23 protein-coding genes and 1 riboswitch are annotated in these 22,991 nt (G+C 50.3%); of the genes, 5 read left to right on the top strand and 18 right to left on the bottom strand.

Annotation, left to right across the window (positions count from 1 at the left end):
* Positions 1–82: 82 nt before the first annotated feature.
* Positions 83–718 (top strand): hypothetical protein, encoded by a 636-nt coding sequence (locus ABEA66_RS22505; RefSeq protein ID WP_079909071.1) that lies wholly within the window; start codon positions 83–85, stop codon positions 716–718.
* Positions 719–796: 78 nt separating this feature from the next.
* Here the strand turns inward: ABEA66_RS22505 and ABEA66_RS22510 are convergent, their stop codons facing one another.
* The 8 genes from ABEA66_RS22510 to ABEA66_RS22545 form a co-directional block, all read right to left on the bottom strand.
* On the bottom strand, positions 797–1,765 hold the full coding sequence (locus ABEA66_RS22510; protein ID WP_079909070.1) for an aromatic acid exporter family protein: 969 nt from the start codon (positions 1,763–1,765) through the stop codon (positions 797–799).
* Positions 1,766–2,138: 373 nt separating this feature from the next.
* Positions 2,139–2,999, bottom strand: coding sequence for an ABC transporter permease (locus ABEA66_RS22515; RefSeq protein ID WP_345590987.1), 861 nt, complete (start codon positions 2,997–2,999; stop codon positions 2,139–2,141).
* Positions 2,992–3,783: an ABC transporter ATP-binding protein gene (locus ABEA66_RS22520; RefSeq protein WP_345590989.1), complete on the bottom strand. Its 792-nt coding sequence runs from the start codon at positions 3,781–3,783 to the stop codon at positions 2,992–2,994. Before ABEA66_RS22520 ends, ABEA66_RS22515 begins: the two co-directional genes overlap by 8 nt.
* A gap of 45 nt (positions 3,784–3,828) precedes the next feature.
* On the bottom strand, positions 3,829–4,842 hold the full coding sequence (locus tag ABEA66_RS22525; protein WP_345590991.1) for an ABC transporter substrate-binding protein: 1,014 nt from the start codon (positions 4,840–4,842) through the stop codon (positions 3,829–3,831).
* Between the two features lie 228 nt (positions 4,843–5,070).
* Positions 5,071–5,946, bottom strand: coding sequence for an ABC transporter ATP-binding protein (locus ABEA66_RS22530; protein ID WP_345590993.1), 876 nt, complete (start codon positions 5,944–5,946; stop codon positions 5,071–5,073).
* Positions 5,947–5,968: 22 nt separating this feature from the next.
* Positions 5,969–7,012, bottom strand: coding sequence for a FecCD family ABC transporter permease (locus tag ABEA66_RS22535; protein WP_345590995.1), 1,044 nt, complete (start codon positions 7,010–7,012; stop codon positions 5,969–5,971).
* Position 7,013: 1 nt separating this feature from the next.
* Positions 7,014–8,021 carry a FecCD family ABC transporter permease gene (locus ABEA66_RS22540; RefSeq protein ID WP_345590997.1) on the bottom strand — a complete coding sequence of 336 codons (1,008 nt, stop codon included), beginning with the start codon at positions 8,019–8,021 and terminating at the stop codon, positions 7,014–7,016.
* Between the two features lie 209 nt (positions 8,022–8,230).
* Positions 8,231–9,751, bottom strand: coding sequence for a carboxypeptidase M32 (locus ABEA66_RS22545; protein ID WP_345590999.1), 1,521 nt, complete (start codon positions 9,749–9,751; stop codon positions 8,231–8,233).
* A 142-nt stretch (positions 9,752–9,893) separates the two neighbouring features.
* Between ABEA66_RS22545 and ABEA66_RS22550 the strand changes: the two genes are divergently transcribed.
* Complete coding sequence (locus tag ABEA66_RS22550; RefSeq protein WP_345591001.1) at positions 9,894–10,220, top strand: iron-sulfur cluster biosynthesis family protein; 327 nt, start codon at positions 9,894–9,896, stop codon at positions 10,218–10,220.
* 70 nt (positions 10,221–10,290) lie between these two features.
* On the opposite strand, the gene ABEA66_RS22555 is transcribed toward ABEA66_RS22550, so the two are convergent.
* The 5 genes from ABEA66_RS22555 to ABEA66_RS22575 all read right to left on the bottom strand — a co-directional run bounded on the left by ABEA66_RS22555 (position 10,291) and on the right by ABEA66_RS22575 (position 14,545).
* Complete coding sequence (locus tag ABEA66_RS22555) at positions 10,291–10,845, bottom strand: beta-class carbonic anhydrase (protein ID WP_345591003.1); 555 nt, start codon at positions 10,843–10,845, stop codon at positions 10,291–10,293.
* A 126-nt stretch (positions 10,846–10,971) separates the two neighbouring features.
* Entirely contained in the window at positions 10,972–11,577 is a 606-nt protein-coding gene (locus ABEA66_RS22560; RefSeq protein WP_345591005.1) for a SadB/YajI family lipoprotein, read from the bottom strand.
* 265 nt (positions 11,578–11,842) lie between these two features.
* A complete protein-coding gene (locus tag ABEA66_RS22565) occupies positions 11,843–13,279 on the bottom strand; it encodes a sensor histidine kinase (RefSeq protein WP_345591007.1) in 1,437 nt (478 codons plus the stop codon).
* Positions 13,272–14,012 (bottom strand): response regulator transcription factor, encoded by a 741-nt coding sequence (locus ABEA66_RS22570; RefSeq protein ID WP_345591009.1) that lies wholly within the window; start codon positions 14,010–14,012, stop codon positions 13,272–13,274. Before ABEA66_RS22570 ends, ABEA66_RS22565 begins: the two co-directional genes overlap by 8 nt.
* Positions 14,009–14,545, bottom strand: coding sequence for a DUF309 domain-containing protein (locus tag ABEA66_RS22575; protein ID WP_345591011.1), 537 nt, complete (start codon positions 14,543–14,545; stop codon positions 14,009–14,011). Before ABEA66_RS22575 ends, ABEA66_RS22570 begins: the two co-directional genes overlap by 4 nt.
* 155 nt (positions 14,546–14,700) lie before the next feature.
* Between ABEA66_RS22575 and ABEA66_RS22580 the strand changes: the two genes are divergently transcribed.
* The 3 genes from ABEA66_RS22580 (at position 14,701) to ABEA66_RS22590 (ending at position 17,529) form a co-directional block, all read left to right on the top strand.
* A complete protein-coding gene (locus ABEA66_RS22580) occupies positions 14,701–15,138 on the top strand; it encodes a hypothetical protein (protein ID WP_079909056.1) in 438 nt (145 codons plus the stop codon).
* A gap of 30 nt (positions 15,139–15,168) precedes the next feature.
* Positions 15,169–15,444 (top strand): YxcD family protein, encoded by a 276-nt coding sequence (locus ABEA66_RS22585; RefSeq protein ID WP_079909055.1) that lies wholly within the window; start codon positions 15,169–15,171, stop codon positions 15,442–15,444.
* A gap of 153 nt (positions 15,445–15,597) precedes the next feature.
* The gene (locus ABEA66_RS22590) at positions 15,598–17,529 is read left to right on the top strand and encodes a glycosyl hydrolase family 18 protein (RefSeq protein WP_345591014.1); all 1,932 of its coding nucleotides are present in this window, start codon (positions 15,598–15,600) and stop codon (positions 17,527–17,529) included.
* Positions 17,530–17,744: 215 nt separating this feature from the next.
* Here ABEA66_RS22590 and ABEA66_RS22595 read toward each other — a convergent pair whose 3' ends face one another.
* The 5 genes from ABEA66_RS22595 to ABEA66_RS22615 form a co-directional block, all read right to left on the bottom strand.
* Positions 17,745–18,590 carry an energy-coupling factor ABC transporter ATP-binding protein gene (locus ABEA66_RS22595; protein WP_345591016.1) on the bottom strand — a complete coding sequence of 282 codons (846 nt, stop codon included), beginning with the start codon at positions 18,588–18,590 and terminating at the stop codon, positions 17,745–17,747.
* Positions 18,587–19,390 carry a cobalt ECF transporter T component CbiQ gene (gene cbiQ / locus ABEA66_RS22600; RefSeq protein WP_345591018.1) on the bottom strand — a complete coding sequence of 268 codons (804 nt, stop codon included), beginning with the start codon at positions 19,388–19,390 and terminating at the stop codon, positions 18,587–18,589. Before cbiQ ends, ABEA66_RS22595 begins: the two co-directional genes overlap by 4 nt.
* Positions 19,383–19,667, bottom strand: coding sequence for an energy-coupling factor ABC transporter substrate-binding protein (locus tag ABEA66_RS22605; RefSeq protein WP_079909052.1), 285 nt, complete (start codon positions 19,665–19,667; stop codon positions 19,383–19,385). The genes cbiQ and ABEA66_RS22605 overlap by 8 nt, the downstream gene beginning before the upstream one ends.
* Entirely contained in the window at positions 19,664–20,431 is a 768-nt protein-coding gene (locus tag ABEA66_RS22610) for an energy-coupling factor ABC transporter permease (RefSeq protein ID WP_345591022.1), read from the bottom strand. The genes ABEA66_RS22605 and ABEA66_RS22610 overlap by 4 nt, the downstream gene beginning before the upstream one ends.
* Positions 20,432–20,571: 140 nt before the next feature.
* Positions 20,572–20,758: riboswitch (cobalamin riboswitch) on the bottom strand.
* Between the two features lie 111 nt (positions 20,759–20,869).
* On the bottom strand, positions 20,870–22,945 hold the full coding sequence (locus ABEA66_RS22615; protein ID WP_345591024.1) for a thioredoxin domain-containing protein: 2,076 nt from the start codon (positions 22,943–22,945) through the stop codon (positions 20,870–20,872).
* Between the last annotated feature and the right edge of the window lie 46 nt (positions 22,946–22,991).

A 22,991-nucleotide genomic window follows, 5' to 3' on the forward strand; every position in this document is an offset into this window, starting at 1 on the left:
TTCTTAGACTAGATAGATGCTAGGGAATCTTCGCCCTGCCTTGATAGTCGCCGCTTGGAAATAATTGAGGAGTGTGATTAGTATGGGTAGATTACCGGGACCTCCCGGACCTCCAGGGCCCCAAGGACCTCAAGGACCAGCAGGACCTCCAGGGCCTCCAGGACCCATAGGGCCGACGGGACTAACTGGCGAGACCGGACCAACTGGGCCGACGGGACCGACAGGTGAGACTGGACCAGCAGGACCTCCAGGGCCTGCCGGAGGAATAGCATCGTTTGCGTTCCTGTGCAGCACCGTGGATCAGATTGTTGCCGCAGCACCAACCCCGGGTGGCGAAGGAGGAGCCGTAACGTTTAACAACTCCGTTATCGGGGGTACTGCAGTTACCTTCACCTCGCCGTCAACCATCAACATCGTTGAAACCGGGACTTATAACATTAGCTGGGAAGTATTTCCTACACCAGGAAATAATGCATTCGGTTTATTTTTTGACCCGGACGGAGCAGGACCTGCTCCAGCAACCTTGGTTCCATGCAGCAATTACGGTACTAGCGCAGGCAATCAGCCTTATCAAGGTCAGGTCGTTGCACGCTTAACTGCCGGCGGAACCTTAACGTTGAATCGGATTGATAACATGGGCGCCTTGACACTGGAAAGCACCATCGGCGGCGGCACGCCTGTTGTAAGTGCATCTATTGTTATCGAAAAACTAGCTTAACAGGCTTCTATAGAGCTAATTTGGGGGAGAGAGACCGGATAACCATCCTCCCCTTATTCAACTCCTTCTAGATGTAATCTACGCCTTCTTCATAGTTTCAGCGGTTATTTGCTTCTTCTCCCGTTTGGCCACGCCGAGGAACGCTTTCAGCTCCATCATGAGCTGCAGCAGCGCTGATCGCACCTCGAATTCCTCGCGGCTGAGCGGGAGAGGCATTTGTCTATAGCTTCCGATTAATGACTCCATGGCCTTTTCGGATCGCCCGGTGTAATAGTCTACCTTGACGTCTTCGCTTAACCGTTCAAACACAGCGGCCAATAGCTCTCCATGCGGCAAGGTTTTGTATACTTGAGCTACCAGCTGAATCATGCGGTCTATGGAATCCATTTGTTCATTTCTCATAATAAAATAAGACGTCCACAACGACTCCTCTTGTAACAAAGAATTCTCCATGGAACGACGAGCAGCTTCAAGCCCCTGCTCCAGCAATTCCTGCGCTTCCAATAGCTCGCTTCCGCTCCAGATATAATCAGTATCTTTTAAATGCATAGAGATTTGCATAAGAATGCCGGACAAGCATACCTCCAGCCTTTTCCTGATTGCGTGCAGCTGCTTGTCCTCCCGTGGCATGTACACAATATTGATCAGGGTTGCCGTACCCAGCCCGACCAGAAGCAAGGCGACTTCATTTAATATGAGATCAATCGTGATCGGCTTTGCCATAAAGATGTGAAACATAACGACAGAGCTTGTTACAGCCCCTTCCTTTAACTTTAATCGGACAAGTATCGGATATAATATTAAGATACATAAGCTGATGACCCATATCTCGAATCCTAACACGCCAAAAAGGATGGATGATAAGGTTACACTGACAAGAGAGGCGGCAATGCGTTGAAAGGATGTTCGCAAGCCCTTCTTCTTGGTCACATCGACACCCAGAATCGCCAGCAAACCGGCGGATAACGGAGATCGAACCCCGAACCACTGGGCGATATAGATCGAGGCAAGAACGGCTACGGCCGTTTTGATGACGCGGATACCCATAGAACAACCTCTCTTCAATCGTTTGCCATTCTGATCGAATATGGCTCTTCTTATCGTTTTCCCCATCTCCGGCAAAAATACCCGCCAATGATTCGTGAGCAGCGCTTGTCCAAGGAACTGGAGGAAAAAAAGCTTCTTTCGAAGCTTGATCCCGTTGAAAAACCTGATGTTCTGAAAAAATTGCGTCGGTACTCCGGTGGGGTATCCCCTTACGGTCGCTGTTGTTCTCGGAAAACTTTGATTATATTCGCTTTATAGCGGTGATTTTCCGAGAACAAAGGCGATCGCTATCGCTCTTACAGGGGATACCTCCACCTTTCACCTTTCACCATTTTTCCGATAGTTTTTTCAACAACCAAGCTCCTTCGAAGCTTTAAAGAAGATTACGCCGCTTATTCCCTATCAGCTTGCCTTCCAGGTAGGCAACGCCCTGATACATCACGGTTGCCGCAAGCGCAATAATAATGACGCTGCCGATAACCAAGGTGAAATTGAACACCTGAAAGCCATATATGATCAAGTAACCGAGGCCTTCCTTCGATACCAAAAACTCGCCGACGATCACCCCGACCCATGACAGACCGACGTTCACCTTCAGCGTGGAAACGATGGTCGGATAGGAAGCCGGCAGGATGACATGCTGAAACACTTTCCGCTTATTGCCCCCGAAGATCCGGATCACCTTCGTATAGTTGGGATCAACCTCCTTGAAGCTTCCATACACCGTCAAAATCGTAATAATAACGGTTATAGACAAGGTGGTCGCTATAATAGATAGTACTCCGGGTCCCAATGCTACGATAAATAAGGGACCTAGAGCTACCTTCGGCAAGCTGTTCAAAACAACGATATAGGGATCCAAAACCCGCGAAAGAAAAGGAGACCACCAGATCAAGGTAGCGATGGCTGTACCGAACAAGGTTCCTAACAGAAAGCCGGCAATCGTCTCCCACAGGGTTACCCCAACATGCAGCAGCAAGGAACCATCCAACAGCTTGGTGTAAAGAAGCGCGCCGATCCGGCTCGGATAACTGAACAGCAGCGTATCGATCCACTGCAATCGTCCGGCGGCTTCCCACCATCCCATAAATAGCAGCAATAAGGTCCATTGGGTAAGCCGAACCTGCCTAGTTGTTTTGCGTGCCCGTGCTTGATAACGTTTATATTCCCGCCGGGTCAACTGCTCATCGTTGACACTGCCGGAAGACGGGTTCAATGGAGTTATCTCACTCATTCGAATCCCTCCTGTCCGCATCCATTTCTTCGAATTGCCCCCACAGCTGATGGAACAGATCGTGGAATCCGGCTTCCTCTCTTGCCTTCAGCGGCAAAGCCGTCCGTATCGGCCCTGGAACCTCCACCGCGGCGCGAATTCTCCCTGGACGAGGCTGCATCACGATGATCCGGTCGCTCATCGCTATCGCTTCGGAAATATCGTGAGTGACAAGCACAGCTGTCTTATTGCGCGATCTCAGCGTAACGGCAACAAGATCCTCCAGCTGCAGCTTGGTCTGATAATCCAGGGCGGAGAACGGCTCGTCGAGCAGCAGGATGTCCGGTTCCGTCGCCAATGTCCGTACCAAAGCCACCCGCTGCCGCATGCCCCCGGATAACTGCTGAGGGTAGCTGTCCGCATAGTCCGATAACCCCATGTCATCCAGCAGCTCCATGACGATTGCTTTGGAGTCGGCTCCACGCTTTCCCATTAGTTCGAGCCCAATGGATGCATTCTCATAAATGGTGCGCCATGGAAACAAGTAGTCCTGCTGCAGCATGTAGCCTACTTTGGGGGACGGCTGCTCGATCCACTCCCCGGATATGCGCACACTCCCCTCTGTCGGCGTCAACAGCCCGCTGATCAGAGAGAGCAGCGTTGTCTTCCCGCAGCCGCTGGGGCCTATTATGCTGACGAATTCCCCCTGATTCACATGCAGACTGATTTCCTTAAGAGCCATTGTCGCTCCGCGGCCGTTTACATATACATGAGATAGCCCATCCAGCTCCACAACGGCTTGCATATGATACCCCTCCTCCCGAATCGCAAGTTGGTCTTACCAGCATCATTACTTCACCGACTGCTTCGCCTTCTCAGCGAATTGATTGTTGACCAGTGTTTTATAATCCGCACGCTGCTTCAATTCTCCGGCAGCCTGCATCACATCCTGCAAATTGTTCCATTCCTGCTCGTCGATAATGCCGTCAGTAGCGAATGAGCCCTGATCTTTATAGCGCTTGACGACCCCGCTTATAATTTGCTTATCGGTATCCTGGAAAAACGGAGTTATCGTGTCGGTAATCTCATCGACGCTGGCCGATTGCACCCAATTTTGCGCTTTTTGAATCGCATTGGTGAACTTTTGAATCGTATTGCTGTTTTTATCGATAAAGCTTTTCTTCGCCATGAAGACGGTGTACGGCAATTTGCCGCTTTCTACACCGAAGGAAGCAATAACATACCCTTTTCCTTCCTTTTCTATCACTGTGGCCTGGGGCTCAAACAGCTGCACATACTCTCCCGTACCCGAAGCAAAAGCGGAAGGGATATTGGCAAAATCCACGTTCTGGATGAGATTCAGATCCTTCAGCGGGTTAATGCCATGCTTCTTCAAAGTAAATTCACCCGCCATTTGCGGCATACCGCCTTTACGCTGACCCAGAAACGTCTTGCCTTTCAATGTGTTCCAGTCAAAGGCGCCGCTTTGCGGTTTGCGCGCCACAAGGAACGTACCGTCCGTCTGAGTCAATTGGGCAAAGTTGATAACCGGGTCGCCACTGCCCTGCTGCTGTACGTAAATCGACGTTTCTGAACCGACCAACGCCACATCAATCCCCCCGGAAAGAAGCGTCGTCATAGTCTTATCCCCGCCGGACGTTGTGGTCAGGTCTACTTCCAGCCCCTGCTCCTTGAAAAATCCTTTTGCGATCGCTACATACTCCGGTGCGTAGAATATGGACCTTGTAACTTCTCCGATCCGCACCTTCGTCACCTCTTCGGTCTTCTTGGGCCCGCAGGCGGTCAATGTCATAGCGGCCGCAAGAAGGATGGCTATGGCCGCACTCCATCTTTTCCTGTTCATAGGCAAGTCCCTCCATCTGTTTTCTTTGATGTGATAGTCTATGCACTAGCCCATAAAAAGGTTAAAACCATAACCCTGCTAAGTTGGGCTTGCCTTCAAGGCCGATTCAAGTGCTTTGATCAGAGAAACCCTAGATTCATAAACTCTTTAATGTACAAAAAAAACCGCCTGTACCCTCATTAGAAGAGAGTAAGACGGTTTCTCTAATTTGCTTAAAAGACTTCGACCCTAAGCAGTCGTAGGTACACGAGCTTCTGTTCGTTGATTCGCTGCTGGCTGTTTGGCGGATGCCTCGGGTGCTTCCGGTTCCAGACCGACAGTTCTGCCCTTCCCGTAGGGAATGCACAACGGCGTGCCATAGAACGGGTCCTTCAATACTTGACACTCCAGTTCGAATACCCCTTTGATCATGGCCTCCGTGACGATATCCTCCGGCTTCCCTTGCGCCCAGATAGCCCCATTCTTCACGGCAATCATATGATGTGCATACCGGCAAGCCAAATTAATATCATGAAGCACCATGATGACGGAACGGCGTTCCTTCTCATTCAGCTCATACAGCAGATCCAGCACCTCGACCTGGTGCGTCAAATCCAAATAAGTGGTAGGCTCATCCAGCAGAACCGTATCGGTTCCTTGGGCCAAAGTCATGGCAATCCACGCTCTTTGACGCTGACCGCCGGACAACGAGTCTACCGTTCGCTCGCTGTATTCCGTCATGCCGGTCTTTTCCAGCGCCATGCGCACCATCCGCTCGTCTTCATGCGACCATTGTTGAAGCCAGCTTTGGTAGGGGTATCTCCCCTGTTTTACCAGCTGCAATACGGTAAGTCCTTCCGGAGCCGTCGGGCCTTGGGGCAATATCGCTAACCGTTTGGCAATCTCCTTGGTAGGAAGCTTAGCCAGCTCATGCCCGTCAAGAACAATCGTCCCTTTCTGCGGGTTTAGCAGGCGGGCCAAAGAACGGAGCAGCGTCGACTTTCCGCATCCGTTGCTGCCGATGAGCACGGTGATTTCTCCTTTTGGAATGTTCACACTCAAATCTTGAAATATAGGTACGGTTCCATAGGATAAGCTCAAGCCATTGGCTTCCAAAGCGTGCATCCGAAGTCATCTCCTTTAATCTTCATGAATGGCGGTTTTTATACAACAAATAGACGAAGAAAGGTGCGCCGATTACCGCCGTAAATACTCCTGCAGGTATATCAAGGGGCGAGAACAGCGTTCTTGCCGCCAAATCCGCTATTAGTAATATGAATGCGCCGACCAACGCCGACACAGGCAGTACTCCGCCGAAGGCCGGGCCAACGAGCTTGCGCGCTATATGCGGCGCCATCAAGCCGATAAAGCCGATCGTGCCTCCAATGGCTACTGCCGCTCCAGCTAACGCAACGCTGAGCAGAATAAGCAAAGCCCGTTTGGCCTGTACGGCGCTGCCCACTCCTGCGGCAATATCCTGCCCAAGCTCCTGCACGTTCACTTCCCTAGCCAGGAGCAGCACGATAGGCAGAAGCACGACGACCCAGGGAAGCATGACCCAGACATCCTTCTCCCAGGAAACCCCGTAAATGCTGCCCGTCATGAAGGTCATCGACTTATTGGCCAGAATGACAGGGCCGGAAATCATAAGCATGTAGGAAATGGAGCTGTAGGCCGAGGACATACCGATTCCGATCATGACCATACGAAGCGGTGATACGCCCTTCTTCCAGGCCAGTATATAAATAAGAAACGTAGAGACAAAAGCGCCTATAATGGCACTTAGCGGAAGCCACTGAATGCTCATCGTGCTGCCCAGGAAAAAGAAGAAGCAGACCGCGCCAAGTGAAGCGCCCCCTGTAATGCCAACAATATCGGGAGAAGCCAGCGGGTTCCGGATCAATCCCTGGAGGATTGCCCCGGATACCGCCAACGAAGCGCCGACTAATACGGCGATAATCATTCGCGGCAGTCGGAGCGAATTCACAATCAATGTCTCGGTATCCGAGCCGACTCCGAATAACACTTTGATAACTTCGAGCGGCGCAATTTTTACGGAGCCTACACCGGTTCCAATAACAAATACAATCGCGTTTACGATGATCAAGCCTAATATGACCCATAGCATTCTCTTGCTTATAAGAAAAGAGAAGGCCGCTTTTTTACTGCGTACTGTCAAATACTTGCCCATTCTACGATCTCCCTCCTTTGCGTGCAATATACACGAAGAAAGGAACGCCGAGCAATGCGGTGACAACCCCTACAGGGACTTCCTTCGGCATCGCAATAAATCTGGAGCCCACATCGGCGGCAAGAATCAAGATGGCTCCGAGAACCGCACTATAGGGCACAAGCCAGCGGTAGTCATTGCCTACCAAATAACGAGCAATATGCGGGATGATGATGCCTACGAAGACGACAGGCCCCGCTACGGCCACCGAGCCCCCTGCCAATATGACGATAATGACGGCTGCGGCAAGCTTTATGTAAGCCGTTCTTTGGCCAAGGCCTTTGGCGACATCGTCACCCATGGCCAAAATATTAATATGGCGGGCAAGAATCAAGGCTCCCACCAGAGCGATAACAAGGTATGGCGCTACAGCACCCAGCATCCTCAGTTCTCTTCCTGCAACCGAGCCGACGAGCCAAATGAGCACCTGATCGAATGCTTTTCCGTTCGTCAGCAGGACGCCCTGCGTTAAAGAAGAGAAGAAGGCTGTGACGGCCGAACCAGCCAATGTAACCTTCACAGGGGTCAGTCCGTCTCTTCCTAATGAACCGAGCATATACACAATACCCGCGCTTATCGCGGCACCCAGGAAAGCGACCCAAGTCAGCGTCATCATCGAAGCCGAAGGTCCGAACCCAACCAGCAGCACGATAAAAAAAGCGGCTCCCGAGTTGACGCCGAAAAGGCTTGGCGAAGCCAGCGGATTTCTGGTTAGAGCTTGCATATACGCTCCGGCAACCGCCAGACTGGCACCAACCGCTATGGCGATAAGCGCCCTCGGTACTCTTGCGGTTTGAATAATCAGATGATCGTTAGAATTGTTAAAGGCCGTATAGGCCTCCACTATTGTATTCCAGGAATAGTTGTTGACCCCGAACATAACGCTGCATGCGCAGGAAACGGCACACAGGATCATAAAAAAGATGAGTCCGGTGACTTTGGCCCGGGTACTTCGAAATAAAGCTTTCATGCAGATCCTCTTTTGTCTCTCTAGTAATATGATGAAGGAATAAATGGTTCTTTTTCATTCTATGAGAATCGTTATCAATTGTCAATGAATTTGAAAATCATTATCATGATTTTATGCAAAAAAGAAACCCGGCGGAGCTCTTATCTAAGCTCTTGCGCCGGGCTTTTTCCTATAAATATAACGTATCCCTTTATATGGGAGCGGATGCTTTACAGCTTATAGATGTCCGAGTATTTCTCTGTCAAATAATCCACCAGGTAATCTGGGTTCAATTCTTCCCCGGTTACTTGCAGGATGATTTCGTTCGGTGACAGCTCTTTGCCATATTGATAAATCTTATCGGTGAGCCAGTCCTTGATCGGAAGCAGCTTGCCCTCTTCTATAAGCTGGTCAAAATCAGGCAGCTCCTTACGAAGCGTCCTCCCAATTTGCGCCGCGTACATGTTCCCAAGAGCGTAAGACGGGAAGTAGCCGAACGAGCCTCCTGCCCAATGAACATCCTGCAGAACTCCTTCTCCATCGTTGTTAGGAACGACGCCGAGATATTCCTTATACTTCTCATTCCAAACTTCCGGCAGATCCGCTACGCTTACGCTTTCGCTGAACAGCGCCTTCTCAATCTCATAGCGAACCATGATATGTAAGTTATACGTGAGCTCATCCGCTTCAATACGAATCAACGAAGGCTTCACTTCGTTCGTCGCGCGGTAATAATCCTCCACGGAGACCGAAGCGAATTGCCCCGGGTAATTTTGCTGCAAATCGCCGAAATAACGTCTCCAGAACGGACGGCTGCGGCCGATCATATTTTCCCAGAAGCGGGACTGCGACTCATGAATGCCCATCGACGTGCCCGTACAGAGCGGTGTTCCAATGAGCTTCGGCGAAATATTCTGCTCATACAACGCATGGCCGCCTTCATGAATGGTTCCGAAAAGTGCGCTGTTCACGTCATCGAGCAAATACCGCGTGGTGATTCTTACGTCCCCCGGGTTCAGCCCCGTAGCAAACGGATGCACCGTTTCATCCAGCCGTCCCGCTTCAAAATCATATCCCATCTGCTTCAGAATGAACAAGCTGAACTGCTTTTGCTTCTCCTTCTCAAACGTTTGCTGAAGAAATCCGGTCGTCGGCTTGTGATTCGACTGCTGGATAGCAGCCAGAAGCGGAACCACCTTCTCCCGCAGGGCGCCGAATACCTGATCCAGCTTGGATACAGTCATCCCCGGCTCGTACATATCCAGCAGCGTATTGTATTTATGTCCCTCATAGCCCCATAGCTTAATGAATTCCAGATTGGTCGCCACGATCTTCTCTAAGTACGGCTGGAACATCTTATAATCGGATGCTTCCTTCGCTTCCTCCCACACGGATTCGGCCTGAGAGGTCAATACGACGTATTCCTGATGCAGCTTTTGCGGAATTTTTTTGCTTCGGTCATATTCCTTTTTGCATTCATCGACGATTGTGCGATCGGTTCGGCTGAGCTGCGCATAGGTATCCGGTTCTTTGAAATATTCCAGCATCTCTCCCATTTGCTCAGACACGGACAAGGCGAAATATTCCCCTGACAGCATACCGACAACTTCCGAACGGGTCGCAATGCCTTTCTTGGGCGCTCCTGTCCTCATGTCCCAATACAAGAGGCCAATGGCTTCCTCGTAGCTCTTCATTTTTTTCAAATATTCCTTGAAATCTGTCAGCTTCTGTTCAAATCCTGGCTTACTCATTGGACAGCACCCCTTTCAAAGCGATATCTAAATGATACTTCGTCTGGAAAAGAGAAGCAACTCGACTCCCTGCTATAAGCTCGAAGACATCCAATGGCCATATATGCTACAATAATGGGTACAAAAAAGGAGAGGACTACTTATGCATATTACTTTTACAGAGCAAGCTATCGAACAACTGCAAAAACATCAAATCAATGGGCAAGAGAAGCTGAAGCTGGTGTACGATTCGGAAGGATGCGGATGCGCGGTGAGCGGCGTTCCTACTTTATGGATTGTCGATAAGGCGGATGATCGTGACCTGACTGCGGAGGGTACCCCTTACGAGGTTTTGTATGAGAAAAAGCATGAGGTCTATTTCGAAGAGCGAATGACTCTGGGTTACAGCGACAATGGAGGCTATATTCTAAAAAGCAGCGGCCAAATCTACAACGCCTACATGCGCCTGATTGATAAGAGAACCCACTAACTGCCGGGCAAGAGAGGCGCGACCAGCACTTCGACATGTATCGAAGCTGGCCGTGCACTGCCCTCAGCAGTTAGTCAGCCGATACGACGTCCAGCTTGCCTGTAGCCGGATCAATGATCAGACCGTGAACCGGAATATCTGGTACGAGCGGATGATGCTTAATGAGATTCACGCTGTTTTTAACACTTTCAGCTACATCGTCAAATCCTCTCAACCATCTCTCGATGTTCAGACCCGAATACTCAAGAGTTTGGAGCGTTTCTTCCTTGATGCCGCGCTCAACAAATTTCTTCTTGGTTGCTTCCGGATTCAAGTGGCTCATACCGCAATCGTAGTGTCCGATAACAAACACTTCGTCAGCGCCCAATTCATAAATGGCTACGATCAAGCTGCGCATGATGCCTCCGAATGGAGTTGATACAACGCCGCCGGCCGCCTTGATCATTTTCACGTCACCGTTCTTAATATTCATGCTAGCCGGCAGAAGCTCGATTAACCGGGTATCCATGCAGGTTAGAATAACGAACTTCTTGTCCGGGAACTTGGACGTCAAGTAAGGCTCGTATTTCTTCTCCTCGACAAAGGACCGATTGTACTCAAGAATTTCCTGTAGTAATTTACTCATAGAACTTCACACCTCTTCTGATAGCCGTTTACAGAAACTGTCTCAACAGATTGTCCTGTGAGAATTACTTTATCGCTTTTCAGCGTTATTTTCAAGAAAAAATACTCCTTTATTTGCAAACTTTAGTCACTTTTTCTCTTCCTCCAATTTATTTTCTAACAGGCGAATCAGCCTTTGCTCTACGTTGTTTGATGACTTTCTTGCAGGATCCGATGGGGGCAATGGAGCATCAGAGTCCGCATTGCTGCTTTCCTGAGCGTTGTGCTCCTGATGACCCTGCTCTTGACGGCGAAGCTGGAACTCCCGAACCATACGTTCCCTTTCCTCCTTATTCAGCTCATCCATATCCTTCCTGTCCTTCATCGCCTGAATATGATCATGAACACTGTTTTGATAATCCGTAACAAACCGCCTCTGCTCGACAGTCAGAATGCCTACGATGATCTGCTGTTCGGCCATGGACAGCTCTCCCACACTGCTATTGCGTCTGACCGCAGGAAGCAGCTCTTCGGCTTGTTTTCTATTAATCGCAAGATGATCCTGTTTATCCATTTGAACCAGACCTTGAAACAAAATCACCATTTCCCTTTCCTTGTCGCTCTGGACATCTTCCTGTTTCATCGTTGAGGCGGACTGATGCGACGGCTTGACCGGTTCTTTCCTGACACATCCGGCCAACAGGGCTGCGGCGATACATATCCATATTCCCAACCGGGTGAAACAAGTGAACATAAGCCACCCCCTGTATCAAGGACGCTGCCGTCCATTTCGAACAAGCGGTTCTCCATGTGATTATTCTCTGCCGACGTCTTTTGCCATGGAAACATAACCGCGTAGCGGCGGAATAATGATCGTAAAGGAAGCAATCGTTTGCAAGGCCCGCTCATGTATGGCCTCACTTCCCCATGCGAAAAAAAATCCCGCTCTATTCGTATAGAGACAGGATACTTGCTAACTTTGATGAAATTATGAGTGATTTGTGAAAATTATGTAAAAATCACATCTCCTCACTCAATGGGAACGTCAGCTTGAAATCGGTCCCGGCGCCGGGTCTGCTGGTCACGCTGATGCTCCCTTTCATACCGCTGACCAGATGCTTGACTATGGTAAGGCCAAGACCAGTTCCGCCCGATACCGATGTACGGGAATGCTCCACCTTATAGAAACGATCCCAGATTCGATGAAGCTCCTCCTGCTCCATCCCGATACCTGTATCCCTGACCCAGATGACGGCCTGATCGCCTTCCTTGTACATTTCTACCGTGATGATCCCGCCTGTCGGCGTAAATTGAATCGCATTATAGATTAAATTTTGCATGACTTGAATAAACCTGTCCGTGTCCAGCTCGACCATAACGGGTTCTTCCTTATAAGGAATCAACTCGTGAAGCACCAGCTGCTTCTCGTGAATCGGGGATTTCATGAGCGTAAGAACGTGGCCCAGCACTTCATTTAACGAGATCGGCCTCGTCTGAAATACATCGCTGCCGTTTTGAATTCTTGCCAGGTCCAGGAGGTCGTTCACAAGACGCTGCAGCCGCTGTACCTCATTGTCGCATATTTTCAAATAATGATCGTATTTCTCTACGGGAATGACCTTGTCATTCATCGCAATAATGAAGCCGCGTAAGGTCGTCAGCGGGGATCTCAGCTCATGGGATACATTAGCCAGGAACTCCTGCCGCGCATCCTCCCATTGAACCAGCTGGTCCACCATGAAGTTAAAGCTCTTCGCCAACTCGCCGACCTCGTCCTCCGAAGTGACAGGCACGCGCGTCGAGAAATCCCCTCCGGCCACCTCGAGCGCCGCACGGTTCATCTGCTGGAGCGGTCCGGCCAGCTTGCGGGATAAAATAAACAGAATGATAGCAACGGCAATCAACGAGAAAACCAGCGGGACAATGATATTCCAGCGCACGGTAGCCAGCGCCTCGCTAACCTCCAGTATCGGAACATTCAAAAACACAACGATCGGCTGTCCGTTCATTTGCGCAGGGGCATAATACGTCAATATCCCTTCCCGCGGCCGGTGCTCAAACTTGTATTGTCCCGCAACGAAGCCGGTCTGGCCCTTCAGTCCTTCGATAAACAAGCTGTCCATCGCACTCGGTATGACCGTGCCCTCCCGCTCCGACGATCCGTTCAGCACATTTCCTTTGGCATCGATAAGCCACACCTGGCCGTTAATGCTTCTAGCGATAATTCGGATGCCGAAGCGAAGCTCCCGAGTTGAGATCGTCCCGTCCGCAACGGAAGGCAGCAGCTTGGTCACTTCGGCCATCCGGGAAGCAAGCAAATCCTTCTTGTCCTTATATAAAAGATCTGTAAAATAGCTGTTCCAAAAGAGCGCCAGTCCGATAAAAAACAGGATACATGTCGCCAGAAACGATAAAAAGATCTTGATATAAAAGCTTCGGTACCAGCGTTTAAGCATGACGGGAGACCTCGAAGGAGTATCCTATGCCCCATAAAGTTTGAATGGCCCAGTCGGGATTCGTGCCGAGCTTCTTGCGCAAATTTTTGACATGGGCATCGACTGTTCGCGTGCCGCCGCTAAAGTCAAAATTCCATACATACCCGAGCAAATCTTCCCTCGAGTAGACACGGCCCGGGTTGGAGGCCAGGAAATGCAGCAGTTCAATTTCTTTGGGCGTCAGATCTATCCGCTCCCCTCCGATCGTCACTTTATACTGCTCCGGGTCCACCATGAGTGTTCCAATCCGAAGTATGGTTTTGAGAGGTTTCGCCGAGGATGACATCGCAGAAGCGGTCTGGGCCTGCGTCCTGCGAAGCACGGCCTTGATTCGGGCGATGAGCTCGTTAGGATCGAACGGTTTGACAATATAGTCGTCTACACCGAGGTTAAACGCCCTCAGCTTATCGATCGATTCCCCCTTGGCCGTCAGGAAAATAATAGGCGTAGCTGACAGCGGCCCCGGTTCATTGCGGATGTCACTGCACAGCTCGAAGCCCGACTTGTCTGGCAGCATGACGTCCAGCAGAACGATATCCGGCGCCTGCTCCCGAATCATCTGCATCACATCATTGCCTCTATACACGATAAAAGGCTCGTAGCCTGCATGCTCCAGATATAATCGGATCACTTCTACAATATTCGGTTCATCGTCTACGACGACGACTTTGCCAAGCTTCGTCAGACTTGTCATGAGGATCTACCCCGCTGCTGCGCTTTATTCAAACGGCTTTGCTCCCTTTCTGCAATGACAGAGCTCCGGTCACGAAGCTTATGCTTATGAATCAGCCTTCCATTGGAGAAGTCGCTGACGCATTGCCAATGCAGGCTGCTTTCCTCGCAGCGCTTTCTGCAAGCCTCTACAAGCTGTACATCCGTTAAAGGCAGATTGATATCTTCGAAAACGGGAGCTTCGGCAGCTAGCTGGGTTAGCCGTTCCTGAAGCATTGACCTGAGCGATTTCGGATCGATGCCAAGCGCTTGCATTCCTTCGTCAGTCAGATTCGTCATAGCGCTGACCATCATTTTTCGCGCTCCGTTCAGGTTATTTCTCCGTTGATGGTAGAGTGCAACGGCAATTTGAATAAGACCGACATAGCAAGAAGCCAGCGGGTCTCCCGGATGCTCCTTCCAGTAAGCTTCCATAACCTCATGGCATTCGAAATAATCGCGTTCCGCGTGGAAATAAATTAAATAATCGATATAAGCTTGAGGATATTGTGACATAAAGCAACCACCTCTTATGGTTGAATAATAGTTTTTTATATTTTACTAGTACCATTGTACCAAGAAGGGATAAAAACTGAAACCTTTGCCCAGATTATTCGTAGTAACTTTTAGAAACGCTCTATTTTTACAAAATGACTTGGAGGGTCAAGACTATGTGGAAACGATTATCAATCATCATGATGGCTTGTGCCGTAGCTTTCTCGTTCAGTGCGGTTGGCGTTGCAGATGCGGCTAAGTACAAGTCGCCGAAGAAGAGCTACAGCCCGAGCAACACGACGCAAACACCGAATAGCGGTGTGAACAAGAACGATCCTGCTGCTTCGAAGCAGACGACCAACGGAACGACGAATCCTACGACAGCTACCAAGCCTGGATTTTTTAGCGGCGGCGGCTTCTTCAAGGGGATGCTCATCGGCGGTCTGGCCGGCATGCTGTTCGGCGGATTGTTCGGCAACATGGGAATGCTAGGCAATATTCTCGGATTGCTGGTCAACATCTTGGCGATCTTCGCTCTGATTGCCATCGTGGTCAAGCTGGTACAATACTTCCGGGATAAGCGCAAATTCAACAACCAGCCTAAACGCTATTAATTCTGAAAGAAACGGCGAGGTCCTAGTATTATGAGATTATCGGAACAGGATATTATTAATGCGATTTGCGTTCATTTTGCGGAGCGCAAGCAAATTCAGCCTAATCAGGTTGAAGTGGAGCTAATGTTTGACGATGATTACGGCTTTTCCGCCGAAGTGTTCTCGGAAGGCAGAAGTCAAATTATTATCGCCGCCAACATCCTGGAGGCGATCGAGCGGTATTTGCTGACTCAGATGAACATCCGGGTATTCCGCGATCAAATCCAGCTGAAGCTTGAAGATGAGATCGTTGCGGATATAGCCTAGCTGTCACGCCCCCAAGCAAGAGCCATTCAGCTCCTGCCTGGGGGTTTTTTGTATTGCAAAAGCTGCGAATCTTACTTTCTACTAATTACCATCGCAACTTCTTGGGGTGGTTGAGCGTTTAATAGGATAGATTTAGTAGAAAGAGGCTGATGCATGTTGAATCGCAAGACCGTACTGATCGTATCTGTCATGGCTTTGTTCCTTTCTTCCGCTGGACATGCTATGGCTGCGGACAAGACGTCCAAGTACCGGGTCTATCAGGACGACCGGATTTTGCTCGAAACCTCCGATTACAAGACTGCGGAGAACTATGCTAAGCAATTTGCCAGCAGTCACGTGGAAGATATTGCTTCCCGCAAATGGCTATGGAACAACTACCCCCGTTATAAAGTATATCAAAACGGCTACAGCCGCTCTTCCTGGGAATTCGCAACGTTGGACCAGGCCAAACGGGAAGCGGCCAACTGGACGCATGCCAGCATAAGAGACCTGCAATCGGATGGCTGGGTATGGAATAATTACCCTAAATATCAGGTATATCAAGGGGATAACACCATGTCCTCCTGGCAGTTCGCGACGTTAAACGAGGCTAAGGCGGAAGCGGCCAAATGGAGCAATTCCCACATTATTGATTTGACCAATCACCAGTGGGTATGGGATAACCTATCCGCCGATACCAAGGCTGCGCTCCGTTCCGGAGATCGAATCTATCGCGTCTACCAAGGAACGAATACCAGCGACGCATGGTCGTTCGCTTACCTGGAAGACGCTATCCAGGAATCTTTGAAATGGTCCAACTCGACCGTTGTGAACACCTCGAAGGGGAATCAAATTGTATTTTCCAACGTCAAGACGTATAAGGTGTATCAATACAACCAGTATTTGGACTCCTTCCTGAACGTAGAGGATGCTATCCGTTACGCACAGCAGTATGCCCATACGAATATTGTGAATGAGGATCCGGGACAGCCAGGCTCCAAGCCGGTCATATGGTCTAATTATCCGTATTATCAGGTATATCAGAGCGATAACTGGATCTCGGACTCCTCCAGCATTACGAATGCGGTCAGCTATGCGATGGGCTACAGCAACGCATCCATTCGCCTTCTGGATGACGGCACCAAGATCTGGGATAATTTCAGCAAGCTGCAATTTTGGGGCTGGAACGGAAGCTCCAGCAATGATACGATCCGGAGTCAGGTCAGCAACACTGCCGGGCTGGATGTCGTTTCACCGACCTACTTTACATTAGCGGATGCTTCAGGCGCTTTAACGGATACGTCGAACAAGGATACGGTTGCGTGGCTTAAAGCCCAGGGCTACTCGGTTCAGCCGCTAGTGAGCAATCAGTTCGATTCCGCGCTGACTACTCAATTCCTGTCCAGTGCAGACGCACAGACTAAATTCATTAATGCTATAGTTAACAAAGCGTCCGCTCTTGGCGTCAACGGCTTGAATATCGATTTTGAGAGCTTATCGGGCAAAGATCGGGCCGCATACACCGGCTTCATTCAAAAATTGACCGACACCGCCCACCAGAAAGGGCTCCTGATTTCCATCGACCTGCCTCGCGGCAGCGCCAAATGGAATGCCCAAACCGCATTCGACCATGAAAAGCTCGGCGGCATTGTCGACTATATTATCACCATGACGTATGACCAGCATTGGAAAGGAAGTACGGAAGCCGGCTCCGTTGCAGGCTTGCAGTGGGTAGAGGAAGGAATTCAGGAATTTCTCGCTTACGGCATCCCGCGGGACAAGCTGATCATCGGCATTCCGTTCTATGTTCGTGAATGGCAGATTGACAGCTCCGGCAATCTTGTTAATAACCGCGCGCTATTAATGAAAGATTTGCCTGCCCTGATGGCAAGCAAAAATGCGACGAAAACATGGGATGACAAGTTCCAGCAGTATCGGGTGCAGTATACTCAGGATGGGGATACCTACGTATTCTGGCTGGAAAATGAGGATACGGTCAAAGCCCGTCTGGAATTGGCAAAGAAATACAATTTGGCCGGCGTTGCCGCTTGGCGTCTAGGCTATGATACAGCTGATCTGTGGAAAACAATGATTCAGGAAAAATAATGGTGGCTTAAAGATCCCTCAAAAAAGTTAACTTTGCCTTCGAATCAGCTTCAGGCACTTTGCGGGAGCCCCGAACTTATCATTTTCTTTGTAAAAAAGAGCTCCAAACGATACAGCGACTCGTTCTCGCTATCCGTTTGGAGCTTTTTTCTTTCTAGCAGGTAGGTTACCAAGCAAACGGCCGGGCTACAATCTCATGCCCCCCCTGTTGCAATTTAAATTAGGTATGCACCGCTGGTTTGCATGAACCGTTTAAATGATTTCACGTCACGGGGAGCTTCCTTCCCTTGTCTCAAGGATTCAGGCAGCGCGCTCCATAATTCCAGAAGTATGGGCTGCTCCAAGCCGAGCAGCCTCAGCTCCTCTTCTTGGCGAAATATTTCATAAGGTGTCCCTTCCCTCACGCACCGGCCTTTATCCATGACCAATACCCAATCAGCCCAGGCATAGGCCAAATTCATATCGTGCGTAGCCATGACGACCGTAATGCCTTGCAGGTGTATGCGGTCGAGCTCTTCTATCAGCTGCTGCTCGGAACGCCGGTCCAAATAGGCGGTCGGCTCGTCCAGCAGCAGCAGCTCCGGTTCCAGCGCCAATACACCGGCCAGCGCAACCCTTTTCTTTTGCCCCAGGCTCAAGTGATGCATCGGTTGATCCGCCAGCTGCTCCAGCTCCATAGCGACGAGCATCTGATTCGTTCGGCGGGCAATCTCCTCTTCCCTCATACCGGCATTACGCAATCCGTAAGAGATATCCTCTGCGGGATTATTCAATATCAGCTGCTGTTCGGGGTCCTGGAATACGAGGCCGATCTGCTGCCTGAGCTGCTTGAGTGAACCACGATTATAGGTAAGCGGCTTCCCCTTCCAGACCAGCTCTCCTTCCACCGGACGATGAATGCCAATGGCCTGTAAAAAAAAGGTAGACTTCCCCGAGCCGTTATGGCCGCAGATCGCCGTTTTTTTCCCCTCAGGTATATTCATGTTCAGATTCTGAAGCGCCTGAGAGGCTGTCCCCGGGTAGCTGTAGCTTAGACCACGTGCTTCCAATATCGATTTCATCCGATTTCCCTCCATCTAAACCAGCATTCCAACCCTGCCAGCAAAATCCAACCGATGCTGCCTTCCCACTTATACCTTGCCGGTACCTCCCCGCCTTGGTAAGGGGGCATTCGAATCTCTTCGGTGAAGCCCCGGGATACCATTCCGTTCGCCAGCCCTTGATAGCGCTGCATGGTTTTGGCAAACATCCGGACGATTAGCAGAGCCGTGTCTCTCAGTCTTCCTGTGAAGCCCTGCTGCCCTCCTCTGGCTCGTTGAGCGGTATACATGTCATGAGCCGTATCCAGCAGAAGAAATAAGAAGCGATAAGTGATCAGCATCAATTCGAGCACCAGAGAAGGCACCCGCAGCTTTTTCATGACTTGGAACAGCTCCGGCATGGGAGTAGTCAGAATCAACAGCATGGATGCGGCTACGCAAGCCATAATTCGGCACAGCAGCTTCACCGTCAGCTCTACGCCCGATGGATTCAAACTCAGAGACCAATGAGAATAAGCGAGCAGCGTCAGGCCTTCTGCCCGGAACTGCCCTTGTTCAAACGAATGAATTTCCAACAATAAAGCGGGCAAGCTTGCTGCAAACAATAGAAGCGAACTGAACAGAAGTGTACTATATAACCTGAGCGGAACCTTGGCATAACCTGCAATCCATGCCGAAATCCAGATGAACATCAGAAGCTGAACAACAGGATGAGACAGATAGGACAGCAGGAGCAAAAGAGCAGCGAAACCGCTTTTCCACATGGGAGAAACGGCTCGCAGCTTATTGCTATAAGAAATGACGTCGATTTGTTTAATCATGGTTACGCTTGGTCGCTCTTCCTTTGAATAAACCGATCGTGTATCCGATAAACCCGGCTCCCAGGGCGGCCTGCAGGGCAAACAGCATGCTTTCCGTTTCCGGAGGAGGCTCTATGAAGGAAGAGAACCAAGGTTCGTAGGACGGATGCAGTGATTTGATCACTTCCTCGGCCGCATCATCCGCGCCTCCGAAATCCCCTTTGACAAGCAGCAATGGTAAAGCGGCCAATAAGACTACGGCAGCCAGTATCAGCATATTTTTCGAGCTGGTTTTCATGATTCGCGGGCTCCTTTCATTTTGCGTTGAAGCAGGGACAATTCATTCGGGCTGTAAGCTTGAAGCCAGTTCCAGATCAATACCGTCAGAAGGCCTTCACTGATAGCCAGAGGGATTTGGGTAATGGCAAAAATACCACCGAATTTCACGAAGGAAGCCGCGATACCCCCCTGCTCCGCCGGGAATGCCAGCGCCAGCTGCATGGAAGTGACTACATAGGTAGATAAATCTGCCAAAGCCGCTGCTATGAAAATGGACCATTTTTGTTTCCCTGTCGCCTGCATCATCCATCTGTAGACAAAATAACCTACGACCGGTCCGGCCACAGCCATTGAGAACGCGTTGGCTCCCAGCGTCGTTAATCCGCCATGTGCCAATAGCAAGGCTTGAAACAACAATACAATGGAGCCTAATACGCTCATCGGCAGAGGGCCGAACATCACGGCTCCGAGACCGGTTCCGGTCGGATGCGAGCTGCTGCCAGTGACCGAAGGAATCTTCAGGGCAGATAATACGAAGGTGAACGCTCCGGCCAAGCCCAGCATAATTTTGAGCTCAGGGGTTTCTCTCGTAATGCGGATTAAAGCTCTCAATCCTAGAATAAAGAAAGGAATGAAGACGACCCACCAAAACACAGCCCAGCCGAGCGGCAAAAAGCCCTCCATAATATGCATGGCATAAGCCGATTGCGGCTCATTAACCATCAGGTACAAGACGAACCCTAACACAAGCAGCAGGCTGCTGGCCCATTTTCTTCTACTCATCCGATACATCCTCCATAATAAATGTGATGAAACAAAAAGACCTATCCAGCAGGATAGGTCACGGGTACGCGTGAAAATACGACAACACCTCTAATGTTTGCCGATTCATTCTCGTACACCTCTCCTTTCCGCGAAGGGATCTGGGTGCATACCATCAGGTAGGTCTCCTGGCTTACGGATCGTTGCTTCTTTCGCCTTCCCCGGCGTTACACCGAGTGACATTATGAAAGAAACTCCCCGTTTACAGTGGCGGGACCGCTCGGGATTTGCACCCGATTCCCTGTTACCCTTTGTCTTCACAAAGGCACCTAATGGATATTCATGATCCAATAATATTAGTACAGCTATTCCATATTCGTGGTATGTCATCGAATTCCTTCTTGGAATACAAAAAACCTCCTTGATAAAAAAGGAGGCTTTCCATTAAGGAGGCCGTTCTTAAGAAGAATGCAGCACTTCTTCCAGCTCTTCCAAATCCGTAATCGGGGAATGACATGCAAAATTCTCACAAACATACGCCGTCGGCCTGCCGCCGATTGCCTGTTTGTCCTGAACTACAGGGAGGAATTGACGAACCTTCTCGCCTTCTTCCCCCGGCGGGACCAAGAATACGGAGGAGTGGGGTCTGAAGCCTTGGCGCACCGTGGCAAGCATCTCCCTGGTTGTCCCGGATTCCGGATCGCCGGCAATGACAATCTCGCTGGAAGGACTGTACGCATAATCCAGAGCGATCAGGAGCATCGAATGCCCTGTCGGATACCGTTCAACCGAGCCTGCGAAGGCTTGCAATTGCCTCTTGGCAATCTGCGACAGCCTGGCGTCATAAGTCAGCTTGGAGAGCTTTAAGAAATTCATGGCCGCCACCGCATTGCCGGAAGGCAGCGCACCGTCGTATATCTCCTTGTTCCGGGAAAACAGCTGCTCGCTGTCGCTTCCGTAGAAAAACAAGCCGCCATGTTCCTCATCCCAGAATAATTCGATCATCTGCCCGTTAAGCTCCACAGCCAGCTGCAGGAATTCGAGCTCAAAGGACGCTTCATACAGCTCAATTAGCCCCCATACCAGGAACGCATAGTCATCCAGGTATGCGGCGAATGCCGCTTCTCCATCCCTGTATCTGGCGAGCAGCCTTCCATCCGGACGCCTTAATCGGGAGACAATAAAACGAGCCGCCTTGGCAGCCGCTTCCAAATATTCAGGCCGTTCCAGCACTTTATAGCCTTTGGACAAAGCCATGATCATAAGTCCGTTCCAGGAGGTCAGCACTTTATCGTCCTTACCCGGATGTACACGCTGCTCACGGTATGCAAACAAGGTTTGTCGGCATCTCCCGATGGTTTCAGATAATAGATCGGGATCCAATCCTTTGAGCCGGGCAAAAGTCTCCACATCATGCTGGATTAAGTTAGGAATATTTTGACCTTCAAAATTGCCTTCCTTGGTAATGTCATAAAGGTCGCAATAAAGCTCGCCGTCCTCGAGGCCCAATACCTTCAGGATCTCATCCTGCTCCCATACGTAGAACTTCCCCTCGTGCCCTTCCGAGTCGGCATCCTCCGCAGAGTAGAAGCCGCCTGCCGGGTCGGTCATATCCCTAAGCACATAAGCGAATATCTCTTCGGCCGTACGGGAATATTTCGTCTTGCCGGTCAACTGGTAGGCTTCCAGGTAGGTCCAGGCCAGCAGCGCGTTATCATAGAGCATTTTCTCAAAATGCGGCACCAGCCACTTCTCGTCTACAGAGTATCTTGCAAATCCAAAGCCGACATGATCGTACATACCGCCCCGCTGCATCGCATCCAGTGACTTCTCTGCCATCTGCAGCGCAAGCTCTTTGCCGGTGCGATGGTAATACCGCATAAGAAACGAAAGATTATGTGAGGTAGGGAATTTGGGTTTATCGCCAAAACCGCCATACGTGGAGTCAAATAGCTCCTCATACTGGGCATACGCCTGATCCAGCGTGTTCTCCGAGATCTCGCCCTTCAGGTTCGATAGCATCCGCTGCTCCACTTCCGTCACAATCTGATCGCTGGTCTCGACCACCCGCTCCCGGTCTTCCTTCCACTTTCCCGCGAGCCGCGGCAATATATCCATCATTCCGTGACGCCCGTAGCGACGGTTTTTGGGATAATACGTCCCGGCAAAAAACGGCTTTTTCTCCGGCGTCATCACAATCGTCAGCGGCCATCCGCCCTGCCCGGTCATCGCTTGACATACAGTCATGTAGAGATGATCCACATCGGGTCTTTCTTCACGATCCACCTTGATCGATATGTAATGCTCATTAAGAATTGCCGCGACTTCCTCGTCCTCGAACGATTCGTGCGCCATAACGTGGCACCAGTGGCAAGTCGAGTACCCGATGGATAAGAAGATAGGCTTGTTCTCACGCTTGGCGATTTCGAAAGCTTCCTCTGACCAAGGGAACCAGTCTACCGGGTTGTGCGCGTGCTGAAGCAGGTATGGCGACTTCTCCTTGGCTAATCTATTGGATTTGCCGTTTGTTGTCATGGGGCCTCACCTCCTTGGTTGCTGGAATATTTTTGTTATTGATTCC

The organism is Paenibacillus vulneris, assembly GCF_039543185.1.
GTDB classification, from domain to species: domain Bacteria; phylum Bacillota; class Bacilli; order Paenibacillales; family NBRC-103111; genus Paenibacillus_S; species Paenibacillus_S vulneris.

What these genes read in the sequence shown, in the direction of transcription:
- cbiQ (WP_345591018.1), bottom strand. Translation starts at nt 19,390, where the DNA reads ATGATTAAACAAATCGACGTCATTTCTTATAGCAATAAGCTGCGAGCC.
- ABEA66_RS22510 (WP_079909070.1), bottom strand. Translation starts at nt 1,765, where the DNA reads ATGGGTATCCGCGTCATCAAAACGGCCGTAGCCGTTCTTGCCTCGATC.
- ABEA66_RS22590 (WP_345591014.1), top strand. Translation starts at nt 15,598, where the DNA reads ATGTTGAATCGCAAGACCGTACTGATCGTATCTGTCATGGCTTTGTTC.
- ABEA66_RS22525 (WP_345590991.1), bottom strand. Translation starts at nt 4,842, where the DNA reads ATGAACAGGAAAAGATGGAGTGCGGCCATAGCCATCCTTCTTGCGGCC.
- ABEA66_RS22540 (WP_345590997.1), bottom strand. Translation starts at nt 8,021, where the DNA reads ATGAAAGCTTTATTTCGAAGTACCCGGGCCAAAGTCACCGGACTCATC.
- ABEA66_RS22570 (WP_345591009.1), bottom strand. Translation starts at nt 14,012, where the DNA reads ATGACAAGTCTGACGAAGCTTGGCAAAGTCGTCGTCGTAGACGATGAA.
- ABEA66_RS22585 (WP_079909055.1), top strand. Translation starts at nt 15,169, where the DNA reads ATGAGATTATCGGAACAGGATATTATTAATGCGATTTGCGTTCATTTT.
- ABEA66_RS22505 (WP_079909071.1), top strand. Translation starts at nt 83, where the DNA reads ATGGGTAGATTACCGGGACCTCCCGGACCTCCAGGGCCCCAAGGACCT.
- ABEA66_RS22550 (WP_345591001.1), top strand. Translation starts at nt 9,894, where the DNA reads ATGCATATTACTTTTACAGAGCAAGCTATCGAACAACTGCAAAAACAT.
- ABEA66_RS22605 (WP_079909052.1), bottom strand. Translation starts at nt 19,667, where the DNA reads ATGAAAACCAGCTCGAAAAATATGCTGATACTGGCTGCCGTAGTCTTA.
- ABEA66_RS22615 (WP_345591024.1), bottom strand. Translation starts at nt 22,945, where the DNA reads ATGACAACAAACGGCAAATCCAATAGATTAGCCAAGGAGAAGTCGCCA.
- ABEA66_RS22530 (WP_345590993.1), bottom strand. Translation starts at nt 5,946, where the DNA reads ATGCACGCTTTGGAAGCCAATGGCTTGAGCTTATCCTATGGAACCGTA.
- ABEA66_RS22580 (WP_079909056.1), top strand. Translation starts at nt 14,701, where the DNA reads ATGTGGAAACGATTATCAATCATCATGATGGCTTGTGCCGTAGCTTTC.
- ABEA66_RS22575 (WP_345591011.1), bottom strand. Translation starts at nt 14,545, where the DNA reads ATGTCACAATATCCTCAAGCTTATATCGATTATTTAATTTATTTCCAC.
- ABEA66_RS22535 (WP_345590995.1), bottom strand. Translation starts at nt 7,012, where the DNA reads ATGGGCAAGTATTTGACAGTACGCAGTAAAAAAGCGGCCTTCTCTTTT.
- ABEA66_RS22515 (WP_345590987.1), bottom strand. Translation starts at nt 2,999, where the DNA reads ATGAGTGAGATAACTCCATTGAACCCGTCTTCCGGCAGTGTCAACGAT.
- ABEA66_RS22560 (WP_345591005.1), bottom strand. Translation starts at nt 11,577, where the DNA reads ATGTTCACTTGTTTCACCCGGTTGGGAATATGGATATGTATCGCCGCA.
- ABEA66_RS22565 (WP_345591007.1), bottom strand. Translation starts at nt 13,279, where the DNA reads ATGCTTAAACGCTGGTACCGAAGCTTTTATATCAAGATCTTTTTATCG.
- ABEA66_RS22595 (WP_345591016.1), bottom strand. Translation starts at nt 18,590, where the DNA reads ATGAAATCGATATTGGAAGCACGTGGTCTAAGCTACAGCTACCCGGGG.
- ABEA66_RS22555 (WP_345591003.1), bottom strand. Translation starts at nt 10,845, where the DNA reads ATGAGTAAATTACTACAGGAAATTCTTGAGTACAATCGGTCCTTTGTC.
- ABEA66_RS22520 (WP_345590989.1), bottom strand. Translation starts at nt 3,783, where the DNA reads ATGCAAGCCGTTGTGGAGCTGGATGGGCTATCTCATGTATATGTAAAC.
- ABEA66_RS22610 (WP_345591022.1), bottom strand. Translation starts at nt 20,431, where the DNA reads ATGAGTAGAAGAAAATGGGCCAGCAGCCTGCTGCTTGTGTTAGGGTTC.
- ABEA66_RS22545 (WP_345590999.1), bottom strand. Translation starts at nt 9,751, where the DNA reads ATGAGTAAGCCAGGATTTGAACAGAAGCTGACAGATTTCAAGGAATAT.